Source organism: Duganella paludis (assembly GCF_054461335.1).
Map to the genome: position 1 here is coordinate 6,432,388 of NZ_CM136922.1, position 25,656 is coordinate 6,458,043.

Genomic DNA, 25,656 nt, shown 5'->3' on the forward strand with positions numbered 1-25,656 from the left:
AAATCGCAACCTGGTTGTCGATATTTTTGGTGCCGGCGCAAATATTATTCGGGCGATCGCTGATTTAGGCGTTTCAATTTGCTCGCAAATTGGATCGCAAACAAGCGTAGCGCGTTAGTGTGTGCGGCCCATTGAGGTGACCGTCGGATGTGAAGGCAAGCGGGCGCTGCCCGAAGCGTTGCGCAGCTAGCGAGGGCGGCGCGAAGCGCCGCCTAAACTTGTATTAGGGACACTTAAGAACACAGCACAGTGAAGTGCAAATTTGAAAGGGTGGAAATGGTCGTTGCAGGTGTTTCTAAGACGGGTATTTACGAGATTGAATTTCGTCTTCGTTCTTCGTCTACTTGGTTTTCATCGCCTTACTTGGCGGGGCCTATTGAGCAAGCGGTGGCGCTTGTAAAGCGGCTGAACAGTTCTGAGCGCTGGTTCTTCTATCGGGTAGTGCCAGCAGTTGAAGGTGTGAAGTAGAAATAAAAAAGCCCGGTAGTGGTCGAAACACTCCGGGCCTCGATCAACCTGCCACAACAGGAAAACCGATGTCGATATTGAACCGTAGTTTGGATGCTGAGTCAATTGCTTTATCCCCCCTTTGCGTTGATACCGTTGAACATAGGCCGGATCATTGGACCGATGATAAGAACGGCTGGAATGATGCCTACGTGGCTCGCCAGCGAGTTTTCCCGGATGGGCAGTGCGAAGTGTCGGTCACCAAGGAACGTCACTTTGTAGGCCCTGCGATCAAGCGCAAGCCTCATGCTAAGCGTGGTGAGTCTGAGAATCGCGAGGCCAATGATGATGATGCCGGCCGCCGTGCCAAGAAGAACGTCCGGATGTGCTGCAAACAGATTGGCGCGGATCGTATGGTGACGCTCACGTATCGAGAGAACATGTGTGACCGTGAGGTGGCGCTTAAGCACTGGAAGGCATTTTGTCGCCGCCTTGGCCGCGTGAATAAATTCCACTACGTGGCGGTCATTGAAGAACAGGAACGCGGTGCGCTGCACTTCCATGTCGCTGTGCGCGGCCGCCAGCACTACGCCTTGCTTCGATCTATCTGGCAAAGCGTGCTTGGCCTGGGCGCCAGTGGTGAGCAAATGGGCCAAGTGAACGTGCGCGATCCTCATCGCTTTGGCTTTGGGCAGAACGGTGCACACAAGCTGGCCAGCTACATCGCCAAATACTGCAGTAAAGAAATGAATGCCAGGGCGCTTGATCAGAAGCGATATTTCCGCTCAAAGGGTATCGTGCTGCCCGAAGTGAATACGATCAGGCTTAAGTGCACCTCGATGCTTGGTGCGGTCCAGTCCGCATTTAGCATCATCGCTCCGTTTGGTTACGGCGGTATGCAAAGCTGGTGCAACAATGGCCTTGGGGTAGTGTGGTTGTCTACCGCGCCCCGCATTAACGATCAAACTGATTGCCCGTTCTAGTTGTCATCAGACAAAAATGTTTTGAAAGGGTCTCCACCGTGAATATCCTCGTCAATGAGTTCCTCGGCTATCGCGATAGCTTTTTCGGCCGCAAGATTTGCGTCGTCCGTTCCATGTACTGCCGGGACTTGCCAAGGGTGCGATACAAGGTGTTGTGCCGTAAGTATACGAAATAGCGGATACCATTTTCCGCTAATAAAAATTGGACTTACCTCGATATAGTGAAATCGATAGGTGAATTTTTGAATCGGATTCGCTTGGTATGTCATCGCAATAATTCTGAAAAACGCATCTACAGCCAATTATAACGAGTGGCATATTTGGTGCAAATCATTGCAGTGTGGATCTGATCATGTTCGTGAGAAAACCATTTTGGATAGTTGGGTTTTCAATTTGGCTTGTCACAATTGTTGATGCGAGGCTATAGTTGCATTCATGCAATTAGAACTATTTCCATTTGATCCGTTGATGCCGGGTGACTTAGCTTTGATCTACAGGGCGATTCGTAACAGCTATTGGCACTTACGAAATCTTCGTGGTGCTCGATGGGGTGAAGCAAGGGCGAGGCGACACTACAGGCTGGTAGCGGCACAAAAAAAACGCCTGCTCATGGCAGGCGTCTCAAAGCGGGAAATCCTTGATCTTTTACGTTGTTGCCGGTCGAAGTGCAGTAGGACCAAACATCCGTTTAAACCATGCAAATTTTGTCCGGAATAGGTTGCGTAAAGTAAGCAGCCAATTTGACATAATATAAATTATGCGAAGTTATAGGGATTCCTTGGAACCGCTGGCGGAGGCCAGAATCTCATCGTGCCGCTCGTTATCGGTCTTGTGTAGATACGCCGCTGTTGTGGCTATGCTTGCGTGCCCGGCCGTCTCTTGCAGCGTCTTCAGCTGCACGCCGTTGTTTGCGTGATTGGTTAGCATGCTGTGCCGTAGCCAGTGCGCCGACGCTTGGCGTAATGTCGCCGCCATGTCGGCGTCGCCCATTGCGTCGGCTGCGCCGGCCGCTGCGGCAAAGATGGTCTTGAGCGCATCGGACGCCGCTTCGTCTGTGATCCGCACCAGCGCGCCGCCACGGCTCGACAATACCAGCGGCGTGTCGTCGTTGCGCACGGTGTGTGGCAGCAAATCGAATGCGGCGCGGTATTGGCGGTACGCGGCCAGCATTTCCGGCGGCACCGGCAAACGGCGCGGCTTGTTGCCTTTGCCGAGGACGTCGAGCCACCAGCGACCGTTGCCTTCGCTGTAGAACGCGCCCATGTTGGCGCTGACGATTTCGTTCAGGCGCGCGCCGGTGTGGATGTAGGCCGTCAACAGGAAATGATCGCGCTCGCGTCGGCGTACGGCCGCCGGCGTCAACGCCTCACGCGTGGCGACTGTGGCCAGGGCCAGCTTGAGCGCGTCGGACGTCAGGTAGCGCGTGATGCGGCTGGCACTGGCGGTTTTAACGTGCTTCACCAGCGCGGCCGGATCGCGGCGCAGATAGCCGGTTTGCGCGGCGTATGCGAACAAGCCTTTGACGGCGATCATCGCCTGGCGCCGGCTGGCGTCCGACAACGGCCCGCTGAACGGTCGATAACGTGGATCGCTGCGCGGCCATTTGGTGGTCGAAACCCAGTCCTTGGGCGGATCTTTCAGGAACTCCTTGTAGCCGTTCAGGTCGGCCACGTTCAGCTGGCGCAGCGTTTTGCCCGCCTCTTCCCGGCACCAGGTCAAAAACCTGAAAAGCTCTTTTTGGGTGTTGGCGATCGATTTTGGACCTAATTCGCCGTGACTGATGAATTCCCGTGCAATTTCGCTATCGGTCCGGGCATCGGTGATGGCGTCTTCGGCGATGCTGCGCAGGGCGTCGATATCGCGTTGCCGGCGTTGCACCGCGCCGTCGCTGCGGGCTGGGAATGGATCGAGATTGATAATGTCGAATTTCTTTTCGGGCATTTAAGGCTGGAAACTGTATGAATATATAGTGGATTATACAGTATTGCATACAGTATTATTAATCGACAATATAGGTAGTAATGTCGAGTATATTGAAAGGGCGCTTTGACGAGTTATAGTGACTTAAGGCCTTGATTTCGTTATAATTCCCGCCTTCATAAGTAAGGAATCGCCATGACTCTGCTAGCCCACCAGCTCGAACTGCTGTCGCCCGCCAAAACCGCTGAAATCGGCCGCGAAGCCATTTTGCACGGCGCCGACGCCGTCTATATCGGCGGCCCGGCGTTTGGCGCGCGCCACAACGCCAGCAATACGATCGAGGAAATCTCCAGTCTGGTGGAGTTCGCGCACCGCTACCGCTCGCGCATTTTCGTCACCATCAACACCATCCTGCACGACGCCGAACTGGAAGCCGCACGCAAGCAAATCTGGCAGTTGTACGAAGCCGGCGTCGACGCCCTCATCGTGCAGGACATGGGCCTGCTGGAAATGGACCTGCCCCCTATCCAGCTGCACGCCAGTACCCAGTGCGACATCCGCACCAAGGAAAAAGCCAAGTTCCTCGGCGACGTCGGCTTCTCGCAGCTGGTGTTGGCGCGAGAGCTGACCATCGAACAGATCCGCGCGATTCGCGCTGAAGTCGATACGCCGCTTGAATACTTCATCCACGGCGCGCTGTGCGTGGCCTACTCCGGCCAATGCTACATCTCGCACGCCGACACCGGCCGCAGCGCCAATCGCGGCGACTGCTCGCAGAACTGCCGCCTGCCGTACACGCTGAGCGACAACAAGGGCCGCGTGGTCGCTTATGAAAAGCACCTGCTGTCGATGAAGGACAACGACCAGACCAATAACCTGGAAGCGCTGGTCGATGCCGGCATTCGTTCGTTCAAGATCGAAGGCCGCTACAAGGACATGGGCTACGTGAAAAACATCACGGCCCACTACCGTCTGCTGCTGGACGAAATCATGGAGCGCCGCACCGAATTCACGCGCGCCGCCAGCGGCCGCACCAGCATCCTGTTCACGCCGGACGTCGACAAGACCTTCCACCGCGGCCACACCGATTACTTCGCCAACGGCCGCCTGGACGACATCGGCGCTTTCGACAGCCCGAAATATGTGGGCGTGGAACTGGGCACCATCACCCGCATCGCCACCGACCATATCGACGTGACGACCAACGCGCCGATGGCCAACGGTGACGGCCTGAACTACATGCACAAGCGCGAGACCTTCGGCATCCAGGCCAACACGGTGAAGAAACTGGGCGAAAGCGAAGACGGCGAGCAATGGCGCGTGTACCCGAATGAACAAGTCAGCGCCCTGCCCGGTCTGAAGGTTGGCCTCACGCTGATGCGCAACCGCGATCATCACTGGGAAGGCGCGTTGAACAAGAAGTCTTCCGAGCGCAAGGTCGGCGTCCACCTGACCCTGAGCGAGCAAGGGGATGGCCTGCGCCTGTCGCTGTGCGACGAAGACGGCCTGACCAGCGACACCGACGCCGCTATCGCCTACCAGCCCGCGCAGCAGGCTGAGCAGGCGGACGCGTCGCTGCGCGCCAGTCTGGCCAAATTGGGCGCCACCATGTTCTCGGCCGAGAGCGTGGAACTGAAGCTGGCCAAGCCGTGGTTCATTCCGTCGTCGGCCATCAACGCCCTGCGCCGCGATGCGATCGAAGCGCACGAAGCCGTGCGTCTGGCGGCCTGGGACCGTCCGGAGCGCAAGGCCCCGGTCGAACCGCCGGCCATCTATCCAGACACCCAGCTCAGCTACCTGGCCAACGTCTACAACGAGAAGGCGCGCGCGTTCTACACCAAGCACGGCGTGCAACTGATCGCCGCCGCGTATGAATCGCACGAAGAAGCCGGCGAAGTGCCGCTGATGATCACCAAGCACTGCCTGCGCTTCTCGTTCAACCTGTGCCCGAAACAGGCCAAGGGCGTGCAAGGCGTTCAAGGCCAGGTGCGTGCGGAACCGATGACCCTGGTCAGCGGCGACGACACCTACACCTTGCGCTTCGACTGCAAGCCATGCGAAATGCACGTGGTCGGCGCCATGCGTCCGAACATTTTGAAGTCGGCGCCGCCATCGAACGTCACTTACACTCCCCTCACCTTCCACCGCCAGCGCCCTCGCGCTTGAGTCATTTTCATGTTGCGCGCGGTGCTACATCGCGCGCATTCATGTTCGTCAGATTTAGTCTTGCACGATAGACCAACTAGCTTGACAGACAACAAAACAACAGCTATCTTCATGTGAATTTCCGTGCGGCAATTGCCAGCAGTTCACTTCCAGCCACAAGCCAAGGGGATAGCATGAAGAATCTTCCATATCGACAGCGATCGTTGGAAACGTTTCATAGATTAAAAACAACAGGGCTCCCGCTAGCTCTGAGTCTTGCGCTTGTCGCCTGCGGTGGCGGCAGCGACAGCGCGCCGGAGGCCGGAAACCGTACCGCCAGCGCCATGCGCATGGGCGGCGCCACGGCGGCCGAGCCCGAAGTGGCACTCACCCCGGTTGCCGCGACTTCCAGCGGTGCCGAACGCGGCGACTTGTCCGCCGCCGCCGCCATCGACCGCAACCAGACCACCCGCTGGGGCAGCTTGTTCAGCGATGACCAGTACCTGACGCTCGATTTCGGCGTATCCAAGCCGATCAACCGCGTCCACATCGAATGGGAAAACGCCCGCGCGACCCAGTATCTTCTGCAGGTCTCCGATGATAACGCTACCTGGCGCACCGTCAAGACCGTGGACAACAGCCAGGGCGGCGTCGAAGACTGGACCGGGCTGGCAGCCAACGGTCGCTACCTGCGCATGCAGGGCGTGAAGCGTTCGACCAACTACGGCTACTCGATCTTCGAGATCCAGGCCTTTTCTGGCGGCGCCGGCGGAAGCGCTCCCACCGAGCCGACCGTGCCGACGCCGGACCCGGTGCCGGTCGACACCACCAAGCCCGGCGTGGCGATCAAGCCGGTGCAGGCGACGTCATCGCTGGTGGAAAACCAGGGCAACTCGGCCGCCAACGCCATCGACGGCAAGACCGGCACCCGCTGGGCCAGCGCCTTCGACGACGGCGCCTGGATCCAGTTCGACTTCGGCGTCAAGACGCAAGTCGGCTACATGAAACTGCTGTGGGAAAACGCCTACGGCAAGCAATACAACCTGCTGGTTTCGGACGACGGCCAGAACTGGACGCAGTTCCGCAGCGTCACCAATGGGCGCGGCGGCACCGAGGAATTCTTCAACCTCGGCGTGAACGCGCGCTTCATCCGCCTGCAAGGCGTGGCGCGCGCCACCAACTACGGCTACTCGCTGTTTGAAGTCGAGTTCAAGACGCCGGGCAGCGACAACACCCTGGGCAGCTCGTCCACTTCCGCGTTCAAGTTCCCTGCCAGCGGCGCCGGCTGGGCGCCCTTGCCTGCTTCCGACGCCATCGAATCGCTGCAGTTCACGCTGGCCGACGGCACGCTGGTCACGCGCTTCGGTGCGCGCGGCCTGGCGCGTCACGGCCGCGAGCGCGGCGAAGAGTGGAACGAAATCGGCTACGGCCCGAACGAAACCATCGACCCGGTCACCGGCCTGGCGGTCGACAAAGGTCCGGGCAACTACCTGAGCTTCGTGCCGCAATACTTCAAGAACCGTACCTGGGGCATGGAGATCATCGACAACAGCAAGGTGCCCGGCGTGACCAAGCCGCAGCTGATCGTCAACCAGTACAGCACCGTCGACTTCCTGCAAGGTGGCGTGGCCTTCTTCCGCGCCATTGATCGGCCGGGGGTGACCGGCTACGGCTGGATGGCGCCGGGCCAATTGGTGGACGATAGCGTGAAGGTCTGCAAGCCCGTGCCCTTCCCTGCCAACTACAAGCTGGCCAGCGCCAATGGCATCAACGGCGCCTGCACCTTGCAGGTCCGCGAGTATCCGGGCATGACGGCGCTGGACGCCAATGGCTTCCCGATTCCGGGCAAGGACATCAAGGCGCGCGCGCTGGTGCAAGGCGACGTGATCGAAGTGTCGCCATCGATGTTCTCCACCACCGAGTCCATGCAGGCCAAGGGCGACAACGGCGGCATCCGCTACTACTCGTATGAGTGGGTCTACGTGGTCGGCCAGGGACTGAAGCCGTGGTACGGCGTGCAGCCGCGCCTGAATTCGGTGCCGTTGCCGGCCGAGACGCTATCCGGCGGCATCGGTTCGGTGGGCTACAACTATTCGGACGAGGCGTCGTTCATGTTCCAGCAGCCGCACACCAACATCGGCATGCAGAACATGCAGCGCTTTGTGGAAGGTCGCCGCCTGTTCCACACCAACTTCACCACCGGCGATCACAACGAGCAAGGCAATGACCGCTACGATGGCGCGGTGGCTTTGCAGGGCGCGCACTTCAACCAGTCCTCGTGCTTCGCCTGTCACGTCAACAACGGCCGCAGCGTGGCACCGAAGGCCTTGAACCAGCGCCTCGACTCCATGTCGGTGCGGGTGGCGACGACCAACGCCAACGGCCAGCAGTTGCCGCACCCGGTGTACGGCACCACGGTGCAGATGAACGCCGTCTCCACGTCCGGCGCGCCGCAGAACTGGGGCACCGGTGTGCGCGTGGCCGGTTTCGAGAGCACCAGCAAGAAGCTGGCCGACGGCACCACCGTCGAACTGCGCAAGCCCAAGCTGGCGTTCGAGGGGCCGGTGCCGGATACGGTGTCGCTGCGCGCCGCGCAGCCGATCATCGGCGCCGGTTTGCTGGAAGCGGTGGCGGAAGCCGACATCCTGGCCCGCGCCTCCGGCACGGCCGACGTCGACGGCGTGAAAGGCGTGGCCAACTACGTCTTCGATCCGGAAAGCGGCGCGGTGCGCCTGGGCCGCTTCGGCTGGAAGGCATCGAAGGCGACGCTGCGCCAGCAAGCCGCGTCCGCACTGGTACAGGACATGGCGGTGACGTCGCCGGTGTACCGCAACCGTTCGTGCAATAGCGATCCGGCCGGCTGCGCATCGGCCGCAGCACAGAAAGGCATCAGCGAGGCGGACCTGCAATCGCTGTCGCGTTACCTGGCGCTGGTGGCGGTGCCGGCACAGCGCAGCGTGTCCAGCGGCTTCCCGAAAGGCGTGGCGCCGATCGCCGAACTGGATGTCGACCCTGCCAAAATCGCCGCCGGCGCCAAGGTATTCCAGGGCATGCGCTGCGCCGCCTGCCATACGGCGGAGATGAAAACCGGTAACGGCCATCTGTTTGCGGAACTGCGCAACCAGACCATCCGTCCGTACTCGGACCTGTTGCTGCACGACATGGGCGCCGGCCTGGCCGACAAGTTCGGCGAAGGCCAAGCCAAAGGCAATATGTGGCGTACCGCGCCACTGTGGGGTATTGGCTACACCGACAAGGTGATGGGTGACAGCACCAAAGTGGGTTACCTGCACGATGGCCGCGCCCGCAATCTGACCGAAGCCGTCATGTGGCATGACGGCGAAGCGGCCAAGTCGCGGCAGCGCTTCGAGGCCCTGTCCAAGAGTGACCGCGAGGCTTTGCTGGCCTTCCTGAAGTCGCTGTAAATTCAGTTCACGGCTGCGTCGGCGGCAGCAAAAAGCCCGGTGTTCGCACCGGGCTTTTTGCGTTTGAAGACTAATTGTAAGTAAACTTTTACACTTAAGTAGTAGTTAAGATAATAGGATATTTGCTATCTTTTTTCGCAACCCGGTGAGCTCGGGCCAAAAGATTGCCGGCTGTCATGAGCGGCCGGCAGTGGGATAAACGTGAAAAGAAAAGGTCGACAATGAAACACTTGTATCGTAGCCGAACATCCCTTAACACCCTGCTTGGCATGGCCTTGATGGCCGCACTCCCCGCCATGGCAGACACGCTGGCGTTCGAAGACGCCAACGGCAATCCCCTCTCCGGCATCATCAAGGACGCCGAAGGTTTCGCCCAGGGCGACTACCTGGTGCATGGCTATGCCCTGGACCCATCGCCGGGTTCGCTGGTTGGCGCCATCATCGATGGCGCCAGCAACAGCGGCGCCTGTATTGCGCTGGCCTGCGGCACCGGCAATCCCACCAGCTACTATGCCGCGTTGAACGACGGCATCATTGAAATCGAGCACGGCACCGCTGGCAAGGCCTTCACGCTGCAATCGTTCGACGCCAGTTTCATCGGCAATATCTACGAAGGCTTGAACCAGCCGGTGGCCGGCGTGCTGCGGGTGCAAGGCTTCCGCGCCGACAACTCGACCATCTGGCAGGACTTCGAACTGCAGGGGCGCGACTTCAACACGCCCGGCTTTGATTTCGCCCATTTCCTCACCAGCCAGGAATTCGGCTCGCAGCAGTTTGTCGCCATCGACTTCTTCGGCTTCTCCTGCAACTCCGACGGCAATTGCTCGGCGTTTGAAAATCTCAAGGGCCAGTTCGCCATCGACAATATCGAGGTATCGGCCGTTCCTGAACCGTCGAGCTGGATGATGCTGGGCGCCGGTCTGCTGGGCATGGGCTGGCTGTCGCGCCGACGCCAGGCAGCTGCCGCTGTTGCAACTGCTGTGGGAGGCGCAGCATGAGCGCCGGCCGCATCCCCAACCTGGCCCTGCGCCTGACCAGCGCCGGCGTCCTGCTGATGTTGGCCAGCCTGCAGGCCCATGCCGATGACGTTCGCCGCGCCTATGTGGTGCAGCTGGGCGACAAGCCGATTTCGTCCTACTCGGGCGGCGTCAGCGGACTGTCGGCGACCCAGCCGGCCAACGGCAAGCGCCTCAACCTCGACTCGCCGGCCGTCCAGCAATACGGCGCCTATCTGCAACAGAAACAGGCCAGCGTGACCGCGCTGGTCGCGTCGGCGCCTGTGCTGCACAAGTACAGCGTGGTGCTGAACGGCTTCACCGCCCTGCTGACCGATGCCGAAGTGCGCGCGCTGCGCGCCAACAGCGGCGTGGCCAGCATCACGCCGGACCAACCGCGCCGCCTGCTCACCAGCTACACGCCCACCTTCCTCGGACTGGACCAGCCGGGCGGCTTGTGGAGCAAGGCCGGCGGCGTGGCCGGCGCCGGTGAGGACATCATCGTCGGCGTGATCGACAGCGGCATCTGGCCGGAGAACCTGGCCTTTACCGACCGTGTCGACAGCAATGGCGCACCGACGCTGGACAGCAGCGCGGCCCTGGCCTACGGCGCGCCGCCGGCCGCATGGAAAGGCGGCTGCCAGCCAGGCGAAGGCTTTGATGCCGGCCTGTGCAACAACAAGCTGATCGGCGCCCAGTATTTCAACCAGGGCTTCCTCAACGACGGCTATGTCTTGCACTGGAGCGAGTTCAATTCGGCGCGCGATAGCATCGGCGGCAACGCCGGTCACGGCGGCCACGGCACCCACACCTCGTCCACGGCGGCCGGCAACCACGGCGTTGCCACGATAGTCGACGGTCTGCCGATGGGCAAAGCCGGTGGCATCGCGCCACGCGCGCGGGTCGCCATGTACAAGGTGTGCTGGAGCGCCGAGACCGTGGACGATCCGCGCGGCGTCAACGGCTGCTACGTGTCGGACAGCGTGGCGGCGATCGAAAAGGCGGTATCCGATGGCGTCCACGTCATCAACTACTCGATCAGCGGCGGCGCCGATATCGAAGACCCGGTGGAGCAAGCCTTCCTCAACGCCACCAACGCCGGCGTGTTCGTCGCGGCGGCGGCCGGCAACGAAGGCCCGTCGAATATGACGTTGTCGCACATCAGCCCCTGGCTGACGACGGTGGCGGCGTCGACCCACGACCGCCAGCTGCAATCGACACTGAGCCTGGCCGATGGCCGCAGCTTCAGGGGCGCGTCGATGGCCAAGGACGGCTTGCCGCAAACCGCCATGATCCGCGCGCAGGATGCGGTGTTGGCCGGCACCGATCCCCTGGCGGCGCCGCTATGCCCAAGCATCGAGTGGAATATGGGATCGCCCATACTCGATCCGGCCAAGGTGGCGAGCAAGATCGTCATCTGCGAACGCGGCATCAACGACCGCGTGGACAAGAGCAAGGCGGTCAAGGAAGCCGGCGGCGTCGGCATGGTCATGGTCGACAATGGCGGCGGCCTCACGGCCGAAGTGCACTCGGTGCCCACGGTCCACGTCAGCAACGCCGACGGCTTGCTGATCCAGGACTACGCGGCCAATGGTCGCGGCAAGGCCGCCATCTCGCCGTTCATCATCGCCACCGTTCCCGGTTCGGCGCCGGTGGTTGCAGGCTTCTCGTCGCGTGGCCCGAGCGGTTCCGACACAAGCATCATGAAGCCCGACATGGCAGCACCCGGCGTCAGCATCCTGGCCGGCGTATCGCCCGAGCTGACGCCGGAACAGCGCAGCGAAGTCGTCGCCGGCACCCTGCCGGGCCAGCAGGCCTGGGCCTTCATGGACGGCACCTCGATGGCGACGCCGCACGTCGCCGGCCTGGCCGCCCTGCTGCGCCAACAGCATCCGACCTGGACGCCGGCGGCGATCAAGTCGGCGCTGATGACCAGCGCCGGCGATACGCTGTCCGACGGCTTTAAGGATGAAACGGCGGGCAAGCTGCCATGGGGCCAGGGTGCCGGCCACGTGCAACCCAACCGCGCGTACGATCCGGGCCTGGTCTACGATGCGGGCGCGATCGACTTCAAGAAGTATATGTGCGGACGCGGACAGGCCGACCAGTGCGGCTACGGCATGAGCGAGGCCTGGAATCTCAATCAGGCCTCGATCGCCATCGGCAATGTGCTGACGGCGGCGACGATACGGCGCAGCGTCACCAACGTCGGCAGCCAGACCGCGACCTACAACGCCAGCGTCACCATGCAGGGCTACGAGGCCACCGTGCAACCGGCCAGCCTGACCATCGCGCCGGGCGCCAGCGCCGCTTTCAGCTTGACGCTGAAGCGCACCACCGCACCGAACCGCACATGGCAATTCGGCTCGCTGACCTGGAGCGATGGCGTGCACACGGTGCGTAGTCCCATCGTCGCTTCCTCGGCCACCTCGTTGACGGCGCCGCCGACGGTGCGCAGCTCGCGCACCACCGACACCAGGCTGCTCGGCATCGGCACCGACTACAGCGGCAAGCTGGGTGTGGCGGCGGGCGGCCTGAAGCCGGTGACCAAAACCACGCTCACGGTGCATCAAGCCGGCGAGGACAGCGTCGACACCGCGTTGCAAGTGGCGGCGGCCTGCAACAGCAGCAGCCAGGGCGTTTCGGTCACGCCGTATGTGATCCCGGCCGATACCCTGGCCGCGCGCTTCGAGCTGTTCGACCGCGACACCAGCGGCAAGGGCAAGGACGATCTCGATCTGGCGGTCCTCGACAGCAACGGCGCCATCGCCGGCATCGCGCTGCACGACGGTTCCAACGAAACCATCCTGCTGCGCGATCCGGTGGCCGGCAATTACCGCGTTTGCGTGTTGGGCTACAAAGTGGCGAATGGCGTGTCGAGCGAGTTCCAGCTCTCGACCGCGCACGTCACGGTCAACGACAAGGGCGGCAATCTTGACGCGGCCGTGCCGACGACGGTGAAAAACCGCAGCAACGCCACCGTCGCGCTGACCTGGTCCGGCCTCACCGCCGGCACCCGCTACCTCGGCGCGATGGACTTGCTGGAGCAAGGCGTGCGCCGCGCCACCAGCACGGTGATTCACGTCGACACGGACGACACCGTGCCGCCGCCCGCCGCACTAGCCCGCGCACCGAAGCGCGACAACCGCAAATAATCTGATGAAAGCCAATTCTATGAAAACTGTTAAAACCCTGATCGCGGTCCTGGCAAGCATCGCTTGCAGCGCCGCCCTGGCCAATCCGAAAACCACCACCGTCGACTTCTCCGGCAATCCGCATGGCTGGGAAGGCATGCAGGCGTCCAACGGCGCCGGCGGCACCAAGATCGATGACGTGATCAGTCCCACCAAGGCCTTGCATACCTCCATGGAAAATCAATTCCTGATCTTCGGCAGCAAGGATGCCAACTTCACCGGCAACTATGGCACCAGCAAGACCGTGACCATCAGCCTGGACGTCTTCACCGAGCACGTTAACTACTTCAACTTCGGCGAAACCACGCGCCCGTTGATCGTCGAGCTGCGCGACTTCGACACGCCGCCGCCGGGCTTGAACTACTCCAGCGTGTGGTACTACCTGGGTGACCTGGATGCGAGCAGGCCGTTGCAGCACTTCTCGGTGACGATAGCCGACACCAAGTCCAAGGGCCTGCCTGCTGGATGGAAGGGTTATGGCGCGATGACGGAAGACCTGCAACCCGAGCTGCCAAGCGACCGCACGTTCAAGAACATCCTGGCCTCGGTCGACCAGATGGTGTTCTCGACCGCCATGCCGGGGATGGTGTCGGACTTCGTGTACTTCGACGTCGCGCTGGATAACATCACTATCAGCGCGGTGCCGGAACCGAGTGAGACGATGATGTTTGGCGCCGGCCTGGGTCTGCTGGCACTGCTGGCGCGTCGTCGCAAACGCGCAGCCTGAGTTTGATGCGAGCCTGAGGCGGATGGTTTCCGCCTCAGGTTTTTGCTTTGCTTACTTCTTCATTTCGTCTTTTTTCATCATCTCGTCTTTTTTCATCGCATCCTTCTTCATCTCGTCTTTTTTCATTTCGTCCTTTTTCATTTCATCCTTTTTCATGCCGTCTTTCTTCATGGCGTCCTTCTTCATTTCATCCTTGTGCATGGCCTTGTCTTCCTTCTTCATGGCATCCTGCGCGTAAGCGGCACCGGACATGGACAGGACGGTGGTGATCAGTGCGATGGCGATTTTTTTCATGATGGTTCCTTGGTGAGTGATAGAAAAAGTAGGTTCAGCTGCCGCCGAACCAGTTATACCCCTGGTCTTCCCAGTAGCCGCCAGAGTAGGTATTGGTGACGAAAATGGCTTGTACGTGCTTGGGATTCTTGTAACCGAGCTTGGTCGGCATGCGCAGCTTCATCGGGAAGCCGTAACGCGGCGGCAAAGGCGCACCGTCGTACGTCAGCGCCATGATGGTTTGCGGATGCAGCGCAGTGGCCATGTCGATGCTGGTGAAATAATCGTCCGCGCATTTGAAGCCGACATACTTCGCGCTCAGGTCCGCGCCGACGTGGCGCAGGAAATGCGCAAACGGCACCCCGCCCCACCGCCCGATGGCGCTCCAGCCCTCGACACAGATGTGGCGCGTGATCTGCGACTGCTGCGGCAACGCACGCAAGGCGGCCAAGGACCATGGCTTGCGGTCGGCGATCAAGCCGCTCAGTTCCAGCCGCCATGCGTCGCCGTCAACGATACGGACTTCCTCTTCGCCGTAGTAGGCATTGAACGGAAACGGCCGCGTTATCATGCTGGCCGGGTAAGTCGGCGCCAGGCGCTTGGGATCGAACAGCAGCGCCTGGGCGCGGTCGTTGAAGCGCGATATGCTGGTCAATGCCTGCTCGATGCTGTCCTGGTCATCGGTGGCGCACCCGGTCAGCAGGCTTAAGCCGCCGAGTGTCAGGCCACGCTGCAGGAACGCGCGGCGCGACGGTTGGGGGACGCGGGCGATGGCATCCTTCAGCATCAACTCGCCGGTGAGGTTCTTAATGATCTTCATGGTCGGTCCCGGATGATTAACGGCCACGCAGCATGGCCAGCAAGGTGCGCGGCACCAGCGCCACCATCACCACGTGCACCACAATGAAGGCGCACAGCGCCGCCATGGCATAGAAATGGATGTAGCGCGCCGCCTCGTAACCGCCCAGCAGCTCACGCAGTATGGGAAACTGCACAGACTTCCACAGCACCAGGCCGGAAAGAACCAGCAGCACGCTGTCGATCATCACGAACAGGTAAGCCAGCCGCTGCACGCTGTTATAGTGGCGCGGATCGGCGTGCGACAGCTTGCCGCGCAGCGCGGCGCCCACGTCCTGCAGCAGCTGGCGCGGCGAAATCGGGAAGAACTGGCGCCGCAGGCGGCCAGACCCCAGGTTAATTAGCAAATACAGCACGCCGTTGGCGACCAGCAGCCACATGGCGGCGAAATGCCATTGCAGCGCGCCACCCAGCCAGCCGCCGATCGTCAGGCCGCGCGGGATATCGAAGCCGAGAAAGGCGGTGGCGTTGTAGATGCGCCAGCCGCTGGTCACCAGCAGCACGACAGCCAGCGCGTTCAGCCAGTGCGTGCAGCGCAGCCAGGCCGGATGCACCGTTTTTGACTCGGTGGCGCTAGTCGGCATATCATGCCGACGCATAGACAGGAGTTTCATCGCATATCACCTGCATTGTTGGGAACAGTGACAGGTAATTCGCTGCGATCCGCGACAAGGTTACAGCGTCGCCTAAAAATATATTTCGATGAAACTGTTACCAAAGGCGTCCATGGAACGAATAACAGAGCAGAACCCTCTGCGCCACACGGAGTTGCGGCTGCATGCGCTATTCCTGCAGGGACTGGACGGCGACGCCCAGGCCTACCGGCGTTTTCTGCAGGCGACCACGCCTTATCTGCGCGCGTTCCTGCGTCGCCGGCTGGGCGGGTGGCCGGACCAGGTGGAGGATCTGGTGCAAGAATCGCTGCTGGCGATCCACAACCAGCGCCTGACGTACGACAGCGGCCTGCCCCTGACCGCCTGGATTTATGCCATCGCCAGGTACAAGCTGATCGACTGGCTGCGCCGCCATGCGCGCCAGGACAGCCTGCTCCAGCCGCTGGACGACGAGGACGCGCTGTTCTCGTCCGCCGACCACGAAGCCGGCGACGTCCAGCGTGACGTGATGAAGCTGCTGTCCACGCTGCCGGACAAGCAGCGCGACGCCATCATCTACACCAAGCTCGATGGCTTGTCGGTGCGTGAGGCGGCGGAACGGTTGGACATGTCGGAAGCGGCGGTAAAGGTATCGGTCCATCGCGGCCTGAAGACATTGGCAAGCACATTGCGGGAAACGATATGAAAACGGATGATTTGATCGACATGCTCTCCAGCGGACCGGATGCCGGCACGCCGCCCCTGGCTGCGCGCGCCACAATGCTTCCCTTGGCAGGTGGCTTGCTGGCCAGCGTCGCCCTCATGCTGATGCTGCTGGGCGTGCGTTCCAACTTGTTGGAGGAACTGAGTTGGGGCGCATTCTGGAGCAAGCTGCTGTTTTCGCTGGCGTTGTCCGCTGCAGGCTGGCTGGCCGTCAAGCGCCTGTCGACGCCCGGCGCGGCAACCGGGCAGTTGCCGCTCTACCTCGGCGGCCCGATTCTGCTGGCGTGGTGCGGCGCTGCCGTGCTGCTGGCGAACGCCGCGCCCGAGCTGCGCGCGGAACTATTCTGGGGCCGCACCTGGCGCTACTGCCCCTTGCTGATCGCGCTGATCTCACTACCGATCTTCGCGGCGGTGCTGCACATCATTCGCAATCGCGCGCCCACCCGTCTGCGTCTGGCGGGCGGCGCGGCGGGCTTCGCGGCAGGCGCCACCGCCGCAACGGTGTACTGCCTGCATTGCCCCGAGCTCAGTATCGCCTTTGTCGGCTTCTGGTATCTGCTGGGCATATTGATTCCCACCGCGCTGGGCGCGCTGATCGGGCCGCGCGTGCTAGCCTGGTAAGCGCCGGCGCGACGCCACCGCCAGCATCGCCAGGCCCGCCCCCAACATCAGGAAGGTGGACGGCTCCGGCACGGCGCTTTGCACCGTGAAGTCATCCATGACGAACCAGCCATCGTCGCGCGCAATGCTCAGGCGCGCGACGTTGGCGAAGTTCGCCGACACCCATCGGTAGCTCTGGCTTATCGCTACATTGCCAGTGCTGCCGATTACATCACCGGCAGTGTTGTAGGCGGTGATATTGATCCAGCTGGCCACCGCACCGTTGGTATTGGGCGCGGCAAACCAGGCGCCGCTGAAGTTAAACGTCGTGGCGCTGCTCACGGCCAGATTGTCCACGCCATAGCCATTGGTGACGAATGACGCGCCGGAATGGGCGCCGTTGTCGTAGCCTTCCACCGCAGTGTCGCCGTAATACCAGTCCTCCGCCCAGTTCAGGCCCGCGTAGGGACTGGTGATTGCCGCAAGATCACCGTCCGCCAGCAGGTCTTCAAAATCCACCGTTGCCGATTGGGCCTGGCTGGCCAGCAGCAAGCCGGCGCTGACAAATAAACCGATCAGAAATTTGTTCATGATTTTTCCTTAGTTGCAAACGTCGCCGGTGACGACAGGCAGGGCCGAGCCGCTGACCGTCATGCCGAATTCCACTGTGCTGCCCGGATAAATGTCGTGGTTCCAGCTCTGGTTGGGCGTAGCTGTATAGGTCGGGCTGCTGCCTGTAACGGCGGCGTTCCAGTACCCTTGCACCACTGAGTTGTCTGTATAGGTCCAGGTGACCGACCAGCCGCTGAGCATTGTGCTGCGGTTGTTGGTGATGCGTACCGCCGCGTTGTAGCCGCCTTGCCAGGAAGCCGTCACCACGTAAGTGCACTGGTTGACCGGCTGATTGCCAGCCGGTGGGCCGCCAACAACCGGCGTGGCGATCACCTCGCCGTCCGCCGCCACGCTGCCGTAGGCGATGCCGCGCCCTGCGGTGCTCATGTACACGCGGCCATACACATTCAAGTCGCCGTTGATCATGTGCGCATTGCCGCTGCCGCCGTACTGGTGGGCCTCGTCATTGACCCGCACCCAGGTCGTGCCGGCATCGGTGGAGCGCAGCACGCCGCGCGTTGTGCCCACGGTGCCCAGCATGTACAGCGTCGGATAGGCTGCATCCGGCGCCGCCTTGCCGAAACCGATTGAGCCGCACTCGTTCACGCTGGCGACCTTGGCGAAGCTGACGCCGGAATCGGTGGAGCGGGTCAAGCCGCCGCCGTTCAGGCACACCCACAAGTCGCCTTCCCGTCCCGGCGCCAACCGGATGATGTTGGAACCTCCAGCGCCCGGATTGCCCTTGGGCGCGAAACTGGTGCCGCCGTCCACGCTGGCGAACAGGCCGTTGCCGTCGTAGGCGTAGAACTTGTTCGGATTGACCGGATCCGCCACCGGGCGCGCGTTGTTGACCGCTAGGCCCGTGATGGAGCTCCAGCTGCCGCCGTAGTTGGTGGAGCGGTAGCTTATGGACGAATTGTCCGGGCTATGCAGCAACGCGTAACCGTCGGCCGACAAAGCCAGTTGCCCCTGCGCGCCGTTGATGACAGCCGATTTGTTCCAGCTGGCGCCACCATTGGTCGAATAAAAGATCGACGAACCGGCACGCGCCATGATGCGGCCATCCTGCGGCGCGATCGCCAGGCCCCTGGTGGTGCCCATCTGAGGACTGTGCTGGGCACCGTACTGCGCGGGATCGGCGTTGATGAAGCCATCGAAATCGCCGATGGTCGACACCAGCGGCCCGCCCGGCACCGTCTCGAAGTTGAACGGCACGGTTTCTTCCAGACCCTCGACATTGAAGCGCCAGGTGGTGGTCGGTGCATCGATGTCGGCGGTCTTGAACAGGCCATTGCCCGAGCCGACCCACGCCGCCTTCGCGTCGAAGGGATCGAACTCGATCGAGCCGGCCCAATGGATGGAGGCGCCGTTGTTGATCCAGCTGGCGCCTGCGCTATCGAGCGCAAAGCCGCGCGCCACCACGTCGCTCCAGCTACGGCCGGCGTCGTTGGAAGTCAGGATCCGGTCGCCATAGGCGTTGCCGGTCTGCTGCATCCAGGTGTTGATGGTGGAGGTGACCAGATGCTTGGGATTGGCCGGGTCCACGCTGATGCCGCCGAACGGCCGCGCCAGTCCCGCCGGCGTGATGTTGACCCAGTTGCCGCCGACCGCGTTGTATTCCCAGACCTGGCCGTTGTCCATCGGTTCATCCGTGCCCGGATGCGGGCCGGCGCCGTTGGCGTAAGTGATATACAGCTTGCCCTTGGAGGAAATGGCCGCGCGCTGCGGCATCAGCCCCGCGCCAGGCCCGCCTTTGACCGCAGTGAAGGTCGCACCGGAATCGGCGCTGAAATACAGATTCGGGCCGGCCGAATTGGAACGCGATACGCCGACAAAGATCCGCTTGGCGATGCCGCTGCTTGCACTGGAAGGGTCCAGCAGCACGAAGCTGATGCCGTTGTCATTGGGGGTGGTGCTCACATCCAGCGCGGCAAGACGCCCCCAGGTCGTGCCCGAGTCCACGCTGCGGAACAGGCCATTGCGGCGGGTGCCGACATACAGCACATTACCGGCGCCGGGATCGACCTGCAGCTTCTCGCCGTTCTGGCGCCCCATGCCGTTGCCGTGGGCCTTGAACTGCGCGCTGACATCGGTGACGGCAAAAGTCTTGCCGTAGTCGCTGGAGCGCAGGATGGCGGTTTTGCCGTTGCTGAAGTAGCTGGTGCCGGCCAGCAGATAGACATTGGCGGCGTTGTGCGGGTCCACCGCCAGCGACTCGATGCCGAGCAGGCCGATATCGGGTTCGCTGACCCAGTCGTTGAGGGCGATCCAGCGCGCGCTGTTCTGGTCCCAGCGATAGGCGCCGCCGACATCGGTGCGGGCATACACCACGCCGCGCTCCGATTTACTGGGGATGATGCCCGATACGAAACCACCTCCCCCGATGGCCACCGAGTCCCAGTGGTAGTTTTCCGCTGTACCGGCGAGCGGCATCCATAGGCCTGCCATAAGCAGCGCCAAGCTGGCTGTTGTTTTCAATTTTTCGTCTCCGTCGATTTATAGTTATCACGTGTTAGCACGTGTAAAACCATTCTGCGACTGGTTTCAGATCGATGCAATTATGAAAACAACCAACTGCGGGAACGTTATTTGGCAAACCGGCCGGCGGCAGGCGATCATAAAAATGATTAGATCGCGCACGCCGTTGACACGCTCAGCGCAAATCCCGATACTGGATCTGCACTCCTTCCCTGCCGGTTACACTCTCCCTCGTCTCCTTCGCCGGCAGGGTTTTCTCATTCCAGGGGCGTCAGCTCCACGCGGCGCAATTCGTAGGGCGTGCCTTCCAGCTGGAAGCCGATCCGTCCCGATGCAGGCGATACATGCGACACGCGATTTTGCAGCACGCCATTCAAGGTCACTTCCACCACGCCGTCGCGGCTGACGATATCGCACGCGTTCCACTCGCCTGCCGGTTTTTCGCTGTCGGCCGCCGTATGCGCCTTGATGCGGGTTTCCGCGCCGGGCGCGCTGGTGAGGGCTTCTTCAAAGCTGGCCGCCGCCATCGGCAGCACGTCGCCGGCGTTGCCGAATTTGGTCTGCACCTGCAGGCTGACCGGCCACACGCGGTCGAACTGGCCGGGGCTGATGTGCAGCAGCACGCCGCCGTTGCCAGGCTTGCCGGTCCAGCGCCATTCCACGTGCAGCTTGTAGTTGCGGTAGTTCTCCTGCGTCGCCAGGAAGCCGGACGGCTTGCCGGCCGAGGCGATCACGCCGTCCGGCAGCACGCGGAACACGTCCGCGATAGCGGCGGCCGGCGTGGTTTGCAATTCCCAACCGCTGAAATCGCGGCCGTTGAACAAGTCAGCCGCGCCCGCGCCCTGCGCGAACACGGTTAGTATTACGCCACCCAACAACTTCTTCACCATCTCGTCTCCCATGAAAAAAATTCTGCTTATCCTGATGCTGACCGCCGCAGGCCTGGCCGGCGCCGCCCCCTCCGCCACCATCCAGCTTTGGCCGGAGGGCGTGCCGGGCAAGCGCGACATCGGCCCCGAGAAAGTCGGCGACGGCTACACCTCCAACGTCAGCGAGCCTATGCTGACCATCGTGGGGCCGGCGGTGGACCGTTCCAACGGCACTGCGGTCATCATCTGTCCCGGTGGCGGCTACGTGCGCATGGCCACAGCGCGCGAAGGCGACCAGTATGCCAACTGGTTTAGTAGCCTGGGCGTGACCAGTTTCGTGCTCAAGTATCGCATGCAGGAGTTTGGACATCCAGCGCCTTTGCAGGACGTGCTCCGCGCGGTGCGCACCTTGCGTACGCGGGCGGCGGAATTCGGCATACGGCCTGACCGCATCGGCGTGATGGGCAGTTCGGCCGGCGGCCATCTTGCGGCCAGCGCCGGCACCTTGTTTGACAATCCGATCGGACGCACCGGTGCGGCGCTGGACAGCGTCAGCGCCCGGCCGGACTTTCTGATGTTGATGTACCCGGTGATCACCATGCAGGACCCGGCCGCGCACGCGGGTTCGCGCAAGGCGCTGCTGGGCGCAACGCCGTCGGCAGACATGCTGAATCTGATGTCGCTGGAAAAACAGGTCACGTCCGCCACCCCGCCCACGCTGCTGATCCACACCCAGGCCGATACCTCCGTCCCGGTTGAGAACAGCATCCTGTTCTACCAGGCGCTGACCAAAGCCAAGGTACCGGCGGAGATGTATCTGCTGGAGCATGGCGGCCATGGCATGGGCATGCGCGACGGGCTGGGAACCTCGTCGATGTGGCCGCGCCGCGCAGAGGAATGGCTGCGCGATCGTGGTTTGCTGAGTGCGGCCACGGCTCAGGCGAAGTGAAACACCTGCTGTAGCGGCCATTCGCGGGGCCGGTTGCCCGGCTCCACTTCCATCAGGTCCGCCATGTAGTCCCACCAGCGCTGCATGACGGGCTTCAAGGGCAAGTCCTCGATCTTGTGGTCGGGCCAGAGTTTGAGCACAGCGAACAGCTGCAAGCTCTCTTCGTCCAGAAAGATCGAGTAGTCATAGATGCCGGCGTCGCGCAGCGCCTTGCCGAGGTGCGGCCACAGCTCATCGTGACGCCGCTTGTACTCGGCCACGGCGCCGTGCTTGAGCTGCATCCTGAAGGCGCGGGTCAGCACGGCCTAGACGATGCCGCTGCCGCTGGCGCCCGCCTTGGCCGGACGCGCCTCCGCCGTCTGCGCGCGATAGCCGCTGTCGCGGTAGCAGGCCACCGGATCGATGGCGCCGCCGGAACGCAACCGCGCCATCGCCAGGATGGCGCTGACATCAGTGCGGTAGGCATGCTTGAGCGCCTGCGCCGATTGCAGCGCATCGTTGGCTTCCTGATGTCCACACAAGGCCGCACGGTCCACCAACTGCGCCTGGACGAAGGCGCGCTGCACTTCCACCGCGCTGTTCATCAGGCTTTCGATCGGATCGGTCACGTTGTGCGACTGGTCCAGCATATAGGCCGGTTTGAAGGCCGCGCCCTCGCGTTCGGCCGCATCGGCCAGCTCGTTAAACACCAGGAACAGCTGGAAGGGATTGATGCTGCCCGAATCCAGATCGTCGTCGCCGTATTTGCTGTCGTTGAAGTGGAAGCCACCCAGCTTGCCGAACTGCGCCAGCCGCGCGACGATCATCTCAATGTTGGTGTTCGGTGCGTGGTGACCCAGGTCGACCAGGCAGCGCGCCTTGTCGCCCAGAGTCTGCGCGCAGGCGAAGCTGGTGCCCCAATCGGCGATGGTGGTGGCGTAGAACGCCGGCTCAAACAGCTTGTGCTCGATGAACATCAGCCAGTCCGCCGGCAAGGCCGCATAGATCTCGCGCATGCTGCCCAGGTAGCGCTCCAAAGCGCCACGCAGATTGTGCTGGCCGGGGAAGTTGGCGCCGTCGCCCACCCACACCGTCAGCGCCTTCGAACCAAGCGCCCGGCCCAACTCGATGCATTCGATATTGTGTGCCACCGCCTGCGCGCGTGTCGCGGCGTTGTTGGCGGTCAGGCTGCCATATTTGTAGGTGTGCTCCTGGCCGGCCTGGTCCTGGAAGGTATTGGAATTGACAGCGTCGAAGTACAGGCCGTGGCTCTCTGCCTGCTGGCGCAGCGCGATCGGGTCGGTGGTTTTATCCCACGGGAAGTGCAGCGAAACGCCCGGTGTGGCGCAGGTCAGCTGGTGAATGACGGCGCAGTCGTCCAGCTTTTCAAACACATTGCGCGGTTCGCCGCGGCCGGGAAAGCGCGCAAAGCGCGTGCCGCCGGTTCCGACGCCCCAGCTGGGCAAGGCCACCGAGAAGCTTTGCGCCGCAGCGGTCAGCTTTTCGATGTCCACGCCGCGCCGGGCCAGCATGCCGCCCAGCGCTTCGTAATCCGCATTCAGTCCGGCGCGCAGTTGAGCGTTATGCTCTGCCACGCGGCCGCTGTCGATGATGGTGCTCACATTGTCTCCTTGATGCTTTTTATCGCGTGAAGGCGCCGGCGTTGCCCGCGTCCACGTTCAGGATATTACCAGTGCTCTTGGCGGCTTTGTCGCTGCAAAGGAAGTACACCGCCTCGGCGATATCTTCCGGCAGTACGCTCAGCTTCAGCATGCTGCGGTCGCGGTAGAAGGCTTCCACGTCGTCCTCGCCGATCTTGTTGGACTGCGCGCGCTCCTGCTTCCACTTGCCGTCCCAGATGCGCGAACCGCGTATCACCGCGTCCGGATTGACGACGTTGACGCGGATGCCGTGCGGCGCCCCTTCCAGCGCCACGCAGCGCGCCAGATGGATCTCCGCCGCCTTGGCCGTACAGTAGGCCGACGCGCCGGCCGACGCCACCAGGCCGTTTTTGCTGGCGACGAACACCATGCTGCCGCCCAGCTTCTGCTGCTTCATGATGCGGAAGGCTTCGCGGCTGGCGAGGAAGTAGCCCTTCACCAGGATGTCCTGATTGCGGTCCCAGACGTCGAGCGTGGTGTCTTCCAGCGGCGCCGACGAGGCAATGCCGGCGTTGGAGACCAGCAGATCGACACCGCCGAAGCGCAGCGCCACGGACTTCAGCACGTTCTGCACTTCTTCTTCGCTGGTGATGTTGGCGACCACACTGCCGACATTGTCCTTGCCGCCGGCTTTGGCCAGATCCTTGTGCGCCAGTTCCAGCGCTTCCGGATCGATATCGGTCAGCATGACGCACGCGCCTTCCTGCAACAGCTGCTTCGCCACCGCCTGGCCGATGCCGCCGGCGCCGCCGGTCACCAGCGCGATGCGGCCGGCCAGGCTTTTCGGCTTGGGCATGCGCTGCAGCTTGGCTTCTTCCAGCAACCAGTATTCGATGTCGAAGGCTTCCTGTTCCGGCAGGCCGACATAGGTATCGACGCCGTTCGCGCCGCGCATCACGTTGATGGCGTTGACGTAAAACTCGCCGGCGATGCGCGCCGTGGCCTTGTCCTTGGCGAAGGACAGCATGCCGACGCCGGGTATCAGGTAGACGATCGGATTGGCGTCGCGCACGGCCGGGCTGTTATCGCGCTTGCAGCGCGCGTGGTAGGCCTTGTAATCGGCGCGGTAGGCTTCCAGCGCCGCATCCAGGCCGGCCACCAGCTTGTCGAAGTCCTGCGCGGCCGGATCGAAATCGACCACGAACGGACGGATTTTGGTGCGCAGGAAGTGGTCCGGGCAGGACGTGCCCAGCGCCGCCAGCGGCTGCAGATCATGGCTGCAGACGAATTCCAGCACGGCCGCGCTGTCGTCGAAGTGACCCAGCTTGTACTCTTCGCGGCTGATTTTCCCGCGCAGCAGCGGCATCAGGCGCGCGGCGAAGGCGCTGCGTTCCTCAGCCGGCAGCGGTGCGATCGCGGCGCCGCCGAATACCGGCTGCTTCACATTCGCAGCCAGCCATTCCTCGGCGCGCTTGATAATGGCCAGCGTGGTTTCGTAGCAGGACTTGGCGGTATCGCCCCAGGTGAACAGGCCATGGCCTTCGAGGATGATGCCCTTCAGCTGCGGCTGCGATTGCGACAGCGTTTCCAGCTTCAGTCCCAGGTCGTAGCCGGGACGCTGCCACGGCAGCCAACCCAGTTCGCCTTCAAAAATCTTCTGCGTCAGCGCCTCGCTGCTGGCGCAGGCGGCGATCGCGATCACCGAATCCGGATGCATGTGATCCACATGCTTGCGGGCGATGTAGGCGTGCAGCGGCGTGTCGATGCTGGCTGCGCGCGGATTCAGGTTGAAGGTGCAATGCGGCAGGTACGCCACCATCTCATCCTCGTGCGCCAGTCCGCGATAGCGGCCCTTGAGCGCGTTCAGCTTTTCCATGTACAGCGTGGAGAAGCCGTCGATCTTGATACTGCCCAGGTCACCGCCGGAGCCTTTCACCCACAGCACTTCCACCTTCGCGCCGGTGAGTGGATCGTCCATCATCACCTTGGCCGAGGTATTGCCGCCGCCGAAATTGGTGATGCGCAGATCTGATCCAAGCAGATTGGAACGGTACAGCAGCAGTTCTGGTTCGCTCATGCTTGCTGCGGCGGCATCGTCCCACAAGGAAGCGATCGGGGGTTCTTTCATTGCTGATCTCCGTTGTTGTGTTTTTACTTTATTCAGTAGAAATCAGCGCGCCATGGGTGTCAATGCGGAAGCAATCAAGATGGTGAGCAAGAACCAAATAATCACCTGAATGATCAAAAGGTGATCAGAAATGGTAGCGCTCAACAAAACAATCACT

19 protein-coding genes are annotated in these 25,656 nt (G+C 62.1%); 9 read left to right on the forward strand and 10 right to left on the reverse strand.

Features of this window, described 5'->3' with window-relative positions; all coding sequences use genetic code 11:
- The first annotated feature begins 536 nt into the window (after window positions 1-536).
- Entirely contained in the window at window positions 537-1,430 is an 894-nt protein-coding gene (locus ACXZ1M_RS28335; RefSeq protein ID WP_459050926.1) for a rolling circle replication-associated protein, read from the forward strand.
- 765 nt (window positions 1,431-2,195) lie between these two features.
- Here the strand turns inward: ACXZ1M_RS28335 and ACXZ1M_RS28340 are convergent.
- Window positions 2,196-3,371, reverse strand: coding sequence for a tyrosine-type recombinase/integrase (locus ACXZ1M_RS28340; protein ID WP_459050927.1), 1,176 nt, complete (start codon window positions 3,369-3,371; stop codon window positions 2,196-2,198).
- 174 nt (window positions 3,372-3,545) lie between these two features.
- Here ACXZ1M_RS28340 and ACXZ1M_RS28345 point away from each other — a divergent pair, with 174 nt between their 5' ends.
- From ACXZ1M_RS28345 to ACXZ1M_RS28365, 5 genes are all read left to right on the forward strand, one after another.
- Complete coding sequence (locus tag ACXZ1M_RS28345; protein ID WP_459050928.1) at window positions 3,546-5,516, forward strand: peptidase U32 family protein; 1,971 nt, start codon at window positions 3,546-3,548, stop codon at window positions 5,514-5,516.
- A 323-nt stretch (window positions 5,517-5,839) separates the two neighbouring features.
- Window positions 5,840-8,920, forward strand: coding sequence for a di-heme oxidoredictase family protein (locus tag ACXZ1M_RS28350; RefSeq protein WP_459050929.1), 3,081 nt, complete (start codon window positions 5,840-5,842; stop codon window positions 8,918-8,920).
- Between the two features lie 278 nt (window positions 8,921-9,198).
- Window positions 9,199-9,918 carry an NF038120 family PEP-CTERM protein gene (locus ACXZ1M_RS28355; protein ID WP_459050930.1) on the forward strand — a complete coding sequence of 240 codons (720 nt, stop codon included), beginning with the start codon at window positions 9,199-9,201 and terminating at the stop codon, window positions 9,916-9,918.
- Window positions 9,915-13,070, forward strand: coding sequence for a S8 family serine peptidase (locus ACXZ1M_RS28360; RefSeq protein WP_459050931.1), 3,156 nt, complete (start codon window positions 9,915-9,917; stop codon window positions 13,068-13,070). Before ACXZ1M_RS28355 ends, ACXZ1M_RS28360 begins: the two co-directional genes overlap by 4 nt.
- Window positions 13,071-13,089: 19 nt before the next feature.
- A complete protein-coding gene (locus ACXZ1M_RS28365) occupies window positions 13,090-13,836 on the forward strand; it encodes a PEP-CTERM sorting domain-containing protein (protein ID WP_459050932.1) in 747 nt (248 codons plus the stop codon).
- A gap of 51 nt (window positions 13,837-13,887) precedes the next feature.
- On the opposite strand, the gene ACXZ1M_RS28370 is transcribed toward ACXZ1M_RS28365, so the two are convergent.
- The 3 genes from ACXZ1M_RS28370 to ACXZ1M_RS28380 are packed head-to-tail and all read right to left on the reverse strand — an operon-like array spanning window position 13,888 to window position 15,566.
- Window positions 13,888-14,130, reverse strand: a complete 243-nt coding sequence (locus ACXZ1M_RS28370) for a pentapeptide MXKDX repeat protein (protein ID WP_459050933.1) — start codon at window positions 14,128-14,130, stop codon at window positions 13,888-13,890.
- A gap of 34 nt (window positions 14,131-14,164) precedes the next feature.
- A complete protein-coding gene (locus ACXZ1M_RS28375; protein WP_459050934.1) occupies window positions 14,165-14,929 on the reverse strand; it encodes a molybdopterin-dependent oxidoreductase in 765 nt (254 codons plus the stop codon).
- A 16-nt stretch (window positions 14,930-14,945) separates the two neighbouring features.
- Window positions 14,946-15,566 (reverse strand): cytochrome b/b6 domain-containing protein, encoded by a 621-nt coding sequence (locus ACXZ1M_RS28380; protein WP_459054086.1) that lies wholly within the window; start codon window positions 15,564-15,566, stop codon window positions 14,946-14,948.
- 127 nt (window positions 15,567-15,693) lie between these two features.
- Between ACXZ1M_RS28380 and ACXZ1M_RS28385 the strand changes: the two genes are divergently transcribed.
- A complete protein-coding gene (locus ACXZ1M_RS28385; protein ID WP_459050935.1) occupies window positions 15,694-16,266 on the forward strand; it encodes a sigma-70 family RNA polymerase sigma factor in 573 nt (190 codons plus the stop codon).
- Window positions 16,263-16,904, forward strand: coding sequence for an NrsF family protein (locus ACXZ1M_RS28390; RefSeq protein ID WP_459050936.1), 642 nt, complete (start codon window positions 16,263-16,265; stop codon window positions 16,902-16,904). Before ACXZ1M_RS28385 ends, ACXZ1M_RS28390 begins: the two co-directional genes overlap by 4 nt.
- On the opposite strand, the gene ACXZ1M_RS28395 is transcribed toward ACXZ1M_RS28390, so the two are convergent.
- From ACXZ1M_RS28395 to ACXZ1M_RS28405, 3 genes are all read right to left on the reverse strand, one after another.
- A complete protein-coding gene (locus ACXZ1M_RS28395; protein ID WP_459050937.1) occupies window positions 16,893-17,474 on the reverse strand; it encodes a PEP-CTERM sorting domain-containing protein in 582 nt (193 codons plus the stop codon). The two genes, ACXZ1M_RS28390 and ACXZ1M_RS28395, sit on opposite strands and share 12 nt — an antisense overlap.
- 9 nt (window positions 17,475-17,483) lie before the next feature.
- Window positions 17,484-19,943 carry a cellulose binding domain-containing protein gene (locus ACXZ1M_RS28400; protein ID WP_459050938.1) on the reverse strand — a complete coding sequence of 820 codons (2,460 nt, stop codon included), beginning with the start codon at window positions 19,941-19,943 and terminating at the stop codon, window positions 17,484-17,486.
- Between the two features lie 287 nt (window positions 19,944-20,230).
- On the reverse strand, window positions 20,231-20,863 hold the full coding sequence (locus ACXZ1M_RS28405; RefSeq protein ID WP_459050939.1) for a 3-keto-disaccharide hydrolase: 633 nt from the start codon (window positions 20,861-20,863) through the stop codon (window positions 20,231-20,233).
- A 10-nt stretch (window positions 20,864-20,873) separates the two neighbouring features.
- On the opposite strand from ACXZ1M_RS28405, the gene ACXZ1M_RS28410 reads away from it, so the two are divergent.
- Window positions 20,874-21,791, forward strand: coding sequence for an alpha/beta hydrolase (locus tag ACXZ1M_RS28410; protein ID WP_459050940.1), 918 nt, complete (start codon window positions 20,874-20,876; stop codon window positions 21,789-21,791).
- Here the strand turns inward: ACXZ1M_RS28410 and ACXZ1M_RS28415 are convergent.
- From ACXZ1M_RS28415 to ACXZ1M_RS28425, 3 genes are read right to left on the reverse strand one after another with little or no spacing between them, the layout of a single operon-like run.
- Window positions 21,779-22,072 carry an L-rhamnose mutarotase gene (locus ACXZ1M_RS28415; protein WP_459050941.1) on the reverse strand — a complete coding sequence of 98 codons (294 nt, stop codon included), beginning with the start codon at window positions 22,070-22,072 and terminating at the stop codon, window positions 21,779-21,781. The genes ACXZ1M_RS28410 and ACXZ1M_RS28415 overlap by 13 nt on opposite strands.
- 24 nt (window positions 22,073-22,096) lie before the next feature.
- On the reverse strand, window positions 22,097-23,392 hold the full coding sequence (gene rhaI, locus ACXZ1M_RS28420) for an L-rhamnose catabolism isomerase (RefSeq protein ID WP_459050942.1): 1,296 nt from the start codon (window positions 23,390-23,392) through the stop codon (window positions 22,097-22,099).
- A 19-nt stretch (window positions 23,393-23,411) separates the two neighbouring features.
- Complete coding sequence (locus ACXZ1M_RS28425) at window positions 23,412-25,499, reverse strand: bifunctional rhamnulose-1-phosphate aldolase/short-chain dehydrogenase (RefSeq protein ID WP_459050943.1); 2,088 nt, start codon at window positions 25,497-25,499, stop codon at window positions 23,412-23,414.
- Window positions 25,500-25,656: the final 157 nt, after the last annotated feature.

What these genes read in the sequence shown, in the direction of transcription:
- ACXZ1M_RS28395 (WP_459050937.1), bottom strand. Translation starts at nt 17,474, where the DNA reads ATGAACAAATTTCTGATCGGTTTATTTGTCAGCGCCGGCTTGCTGCTG.
- ACXZ1M_RS28370 (WP_459050933.1), bottom strand. Translation starts at nt 14,130, where the DNA reads ATGAAAAAAATCGCCATCGCACTGATCACCACCGTCCTGTCCATGTCC.
- ACXZ1M_RS28425 (WP_459050943.1), bottom strand. Translation starts at nt 25,499, where the DNA reads ATGAAAGAACCCCCGATCGCTTCCTTGTGGGACGATGCCGCCGCAGCA.
- ACXZ1M_RS28350 (WP_459050929.1), top strand. Translation starts at nt 5,840, where the DNA reads ATGCGCATGGGCGGCGCCACGGCGGCCGAGCCCGAAGTGGCACTCACC.
- ACXZ1M_RS28345 (WP_459050928.1), top strand. Translation starts at nt 3,546, where the DNA reads ATGACTCTGCTAGCCCACCAGCTCGAACTGCTGTCGCCCGCCAAAACC.
- ACXZ1M_RS28365 (WP_459050932.1), top strand. Translation starts at nt 13,090, where the DNA reads ATGAAAACTGTTAAAACCCTGATCGCGGTCCTGGCAAGCATCGCTTGC.
- ACXZ1M_RS28405 (WP_459050939.1), bottom strand. Translation starts at nt 20,863, where the DNA reads ATGGTGAAGAAGTTGTTGGGTGGCGTAATACTAACCGTGTTCGCGCAG.
- ACXZ1M_RS28400 (WP_459050938.1), bottom strand. Translation starts at nt 19,943, where the DNA reads ATGGCAGGCCTATGGATGCCGCTCGCCGGTACAGCGGAAAACTACCAC.
- ACXZ1M_RS28375 (WP_459050934.1), bottom strand. Translation starts at nt 14,929, where the DNA reads ATGAAGATCATTAAGAACCTCACCGGCGAGTTGATGCTGAAGGATGCC.
- ACXZ1M_RS28360 (WP_459050931.1), top strand. Translation starts at nt 9,915, where the DNA reads ATGAGCGCCGGCCGCATCCCCAACCTGGCCCTGCGCCTGACCAGCGCC.
- ACXZ1M_RS28380 (WP_459054086.1), bottom strand. Translation starts at nt 15,566, where the DNA reads ATGCGTCGGCATGATATGCCGACTAGCGCCACCGAGTCAAAAACGGTG.
- ACXZ1M_RS28415 (WP_459050941.1), bottom strand. Translation starts at nt 22,072, where the DNA reads ATGCAGCTCAAGCACGGCGCCGTGGCCGAGTACAAGCGGCGTCACGAT.
- ACXZ1M_RS28355 (WP_459050930.1), top strand. Translation starts at nt 9,199, where the DNA reads ATGGCCGCACTCCCCGCCATGGCAGACACGCTGGCGTTCGAAGACGCC.
- ACXZ1M_RS28385 (WP_459050935.1), top strand. Translation starts at nt 15,694, where the DNA reads ATGGAACGAATAACAGAGCAGAACCCTCTGCGCCACACGGAGTTGCGG.
- ACXZ1M_RS28340 (WP_459050927.1), bottom strand. Translation starts at nt 3,371, where the DNA reads ATGCCCGAAAAGAAATTCGACATTATCAATCTCGATCCATTCCCAGCC.
- ACXZ1M_RS28410 (WP_459050940.1), top strand. Translation starts at nt 20,874, where the DNA reads ATGAAAAAAATTCTGCTTATCCTGATGCTGACCGCCGCAGGCCTGGCC.
- ACXZ1M_RS28335 (WP_459050926.1), top strand. Translation starts at nt 537, where the DNA reads ATGTCGATATTGAACCGTAGTTTGGATGCTGAGTCAATTGCTTTATCC.
- ACXZ1M_RS28390 (WP_459050936.1), top strand. Translation starts at nt 16,263, where the DNA reads ATGAAAACGGATGATTTGATCGACATGCTCTCCAGCGGACCGGATGCC.